We start from the raw sequence: 3,367 nt of genomic DNA, 5'->3' as shown, positions 1-3,367 counted from the left end.
GAACTGAAGATATCGATTACTAGAGAGTGATTGGTGCAGTAACCAATTGATTTTAATGATAAATGATAGCCTAGCTAGTGAAGTCATCTAGTTTTAAAACCAGTCATTAACTTAATTTGGATTTATACGCTGAAAATTCTATCAAATTCAATATTAAACTCCAAAATGTTGAGGTTTGTGGGTTTAAATTCTATCTGTGCTTGAAGTTGCCAAATAAATGCGTAAATAATGCATGTGAATGGATTGTTAAAAATTTTATATCGCATGTGCCCTCATTAAGGAGATGATGATGTTACAACAGCGCGAAACTACCCTACAACTGACTAAACTAAGCGACGCAGCAATCTCTCAGCTCGCACCCTCTTTTACCCAGTTACCTCATACCGAACACGCAGATGGCAAGTATCGTTTGCGTCGCTACTCAGTGGTTGCGTTCAAGGACGGTAATGTTGTCGATCTGAACAAGAATCAGTTTATGCAGACTGACGATATCAACCGATTCCAAGGCAATGTAGTACGACAGTTTGAACCGATTGAAGCATCGATTCTAGCTAGTGAAGGGATGCGAGAGATGTGTCAGTTGTTTGTTGAATCAAACGCTTTGACCCATGGTCATGAGATTGAAATTCATCAGATTCGAATATCTGCCATTTATGATGAAACGCAGGTCGCGCCAGAAGGTGTCCACCAAGATGGTTTTGAACACATCGCATTAATCGGTATTGGGCGCCATAACATCGAAGGTGGCGATATCATGCTGTACAACAGTTTCAATGAAGCGCCATTCTTCCGCAAAGTTTTGCAAAGTGGTGAAGTCGCGATGTTGGCAGATAACAAGCTTTGGCACAATGCGACGCCAATTCGTTCGGTTATCGATGGCCAAGAAGGCCATATGGATGTTTTTGTACTGACAGCAAAAGGTTCAAAGCATGAGCTTCACTCCTAACTTAGCAAGAGCACAGTTCAGCGCTCTTAGCCAAACTCACAATGATTTGCCAGTGATGTTTCTTGATGGCCCCGGCGGCTCCCAAGTACCTCTATCTGTCCTTGAGGCGATGAAGGAGTATTTGGGGTATTACAACTCGAATCTTGGTGGTCACTACTTCTCGAGCCAAAAAACAACCGAATTGGCGCTTCAAGCCCGCCAACATGCTCAAGCATTGCTGAACGCGGAGTCGAGCGACAATATCGTATTTGGCGCCAACATGACTTCGCTGACCTTTCAGATTAGCCGAGCCATTAGCCGAGATTGGCAAGCGGGTGATGAGGTTATCGTGACAGCGCTTGACCACTACTCGAACGTCTCTAGTTGGCAGCAGGCAGCACAAGACAGAAATGTCGTTGTCCATCAAGCCCGTGTTGATGAAAATGATTGTGGCTTAGATATTGCCCATCTGTTGTCTTTGATTTCGCCAAAAACTAAGTTGGTCGCATTAACCTTTGCCTCGAACACCACAGGTTCTATTGTTGATGTTAAACGCGTGATAGAAGCCGCGCATCAGGTAGGTGCTCAGGTGTACGTCGATGCTGTTCACTATGCGCCGCACCACTTAATTGATGTTCAAGCATTAGGTTGTGACTTTTTAGCTTGTTCAGCTTACAAGTTTTTCGGCCCCCATGTCGGTATTGCTTATATAGCGCCAAAATGGTTGCAGACTTTGAAGCCTTATAAAGTTGAACCTGCGACAAATCTAGGTCCAGGCCGTTTTGAAACAGGCACTCAGAGCTTTGAAGGCTTAGCAGGTGTCATCGCGGCGGTTAAGTACTTAGCGCAGTGGGGCAATAGTCGCGGGTCATTGCGTGAGAGACTGGTCGATTCTTTTGCGCAGTACAATCAGCATGAATCAGCGATCAGTGAACGTTTTTTAGCCCGATTAGATGAGCTAGATGGCGTAAACTTATTTGGTCAATCTCAAGCTAACAGCGAAGTACGAACACCAACATTTGCGTTAACGTTTGACCATCACTCTTCGGAGTCTATAGCTAAAAAGCTTGGGGAGAAAAACATCTGTGTCTGGAATGGTCATTTCTACGCATTAGGGCTTGTTCGTCAACTTGGCTTAGAAGCGTCGGGTGGGGTAGTGAGAATCGGTTTCATGCACTATAACACCATAGAAGAGGTGGATATGCTGTTTGATGAGCTCAAGCTTATCCTAAAGAATTAGGCGAACCTCTCTCATACACAAAGACCTCTAAATAGAGGTCTTTGTCTTAGAGATCATTTTATCGAGGCTTAAGCTAAGCGCTCACCTCTATTTCATAAGAGGTGAATTTTCGAATGTTAATCACTCCAGTGTCGAAAATCATATACTGACCTTTAATACCTTGCAGCACGCCAGTGACTTCTGGGTTCTTATCAAAATTATGAGAGGTAATTTTGCTCGGATGCTGTTCTACAGGGTAGCTGATGGAAGTAGTGTCGTCATTTAGGATCTCGATCGCGTCTTCACCAAACTGCTGTTTTATTTCGGCAATTTTGTCTTCGACCAACGGCAGTAACTCAGCAAATCTCGTTTCCAGTGCCATTGGTTCTCCATCGCCTTTTAACAGGGTACGCCAGTTAGTTTTGTCTGCGATGTGTTTTGCCAACTCTACTTCAATTAGCCCGGAAATATGGCGAGTTTTTACTTTGAAAATGGGTAGACCTTGCGTCGCACCTTGATCGATCCAGCGAGTTGGGATCTGGGTGTGGCGAGTAATACCAACTTTTAGACTAGAGGTATTAGACAGGTAGACATAGTGGTCAACCATGCAGTTGTCTTCACCCCATTTCGGTTCACGACACGTGCCTTGATCGTAGTGGCAGGTCTCGGGTTTCATGATGCACATATCGCAACTTGCGAGTTTTTTCATGCAGACGAAACAGTGGCCTTGAGAATAACTTTTCTTGGTTTTCTTACCACATGAACTACAAAAGATATTTCCGGTATGGGTTAGGGTAATGTTCTTGCCAATGAAAGGGTTAAGGTCAACCAGTTTATCTCCAACAGGCAAGCGATAATGAACGGTATTTTCGAGAGAGGCGCGCATTTTGCTCAGCGTACCTTTAGCTAATAAAGACATGACAGTGCTCTTATATTGTAGTGAGGTGTACCCTTAGGTTTATGGGCCATTCTAGCATTCAATCGCGCCAAAATTGCAGTTTTGACCGATAATGAAGTTAGGAATCTTTCGTTGTTCTAAAATGGCCAGAGTAAGCCAAAAGTTTATGAGTCAGATCTAATATTTATTATCAGATAGTTACTTGAAATGCTGTAAAATGGAACCGATGTCGAATTATTGCGTGTTGTAGCACGTCCTTGGCGCATTTTGGCGTATCGCAAGTTGGAATTGAGAATTGAAGTTAGTTCACAAAGTTACTTTTATG

Annotated in this window: 3 protein-coding genes; 2 read left to right on the top strand and 1 reads right to left on the bottom strand. The window is 43.5% G+C overall.

What is annotated here, in order from left to right:
• The first annotated feature begins 289 nt into the window (after window positions 1-289).
• Window positions 290-946: a 2OG-Fe dioxygenase family protein gene (locus QTO00_RS16905; RefSeq protein WP_038207398.1), complete on the top strand. Its 657-nt coding sequence runs from the start codon at window positions 290-292 to the stop codon at window positions 944-946.
• Window positions 930-2,165 carry a cysteine desulfurase-like protein gene (locus tag QTO00_RS16900; RefSeq protein ID WP_331425821.1) on the top strand — a complete coding sequence of 412 codons (1,236 nt, stop codon included), beginning with the start codon at window positions 930-932 and terminating at the stop codon, window positions 2,163-2,165. Before QTO00_RS16905 ends, QTO00_RS16900 begins: the two co-directional genes overlap by 17 nt.
• A gap of 73 nt (window positions 2,166-2,238) precedes the next feature.
• On the opposite strand, the gene QTO00_RS16895 is transcribed toward QTO00_RS16900, so the two are convergent.
• Window positions 2,239-3,063, bottom strand: a complete 825-nt coding sequence (locus QTO00_RS16895) for a DUF2797 domain-containing protein (RefSeq protein ID WP_331425820.1) — start codon at window positions 3,061-3,063, stop codon at window positions 2,239-2,241.
• Window positions 3,064-3,367 lie beyond the last annotated feature (304 nt).

The organism is Vibrio sp. M260118, from assembly GCF_036533755.1.
Classification (GTDB): domain Bacteria; phylum Pseudomonadota; class Gammaproteobacteria; order Enterobacterales; family Vibrionaceae; genus Vibrio.
This window is presented reverse-complemented; position numbering and strand designations above follow the sequence as displayed.

What these genes read in the sequence shown, in the direction of transcription:
- QTO00_RS16895 (WP_331425820.1), bottom strand. Translation starts at nt 3,063, where the DNA reads ATGTCTTTATTAGCTAAAGGTACGCTGAGCAAAATGCGCGCCTCTCTC.
- QTO00_RS16905 (WP_038207398.1), top strand. Translation starts at nt 290, where the DNA reads ATGTTACAACAGCGCGAAACTACCCTACAACTGACTAAACTAAGCGAC.
- QTO00_RS16900 (WP_331425821.1), top strand. Translation starts at nt 930, where the DNA reads ATGAGCTTCACTCCTAACTTAGCAAGAGCACAGTTCAGCGCTCTTAGC.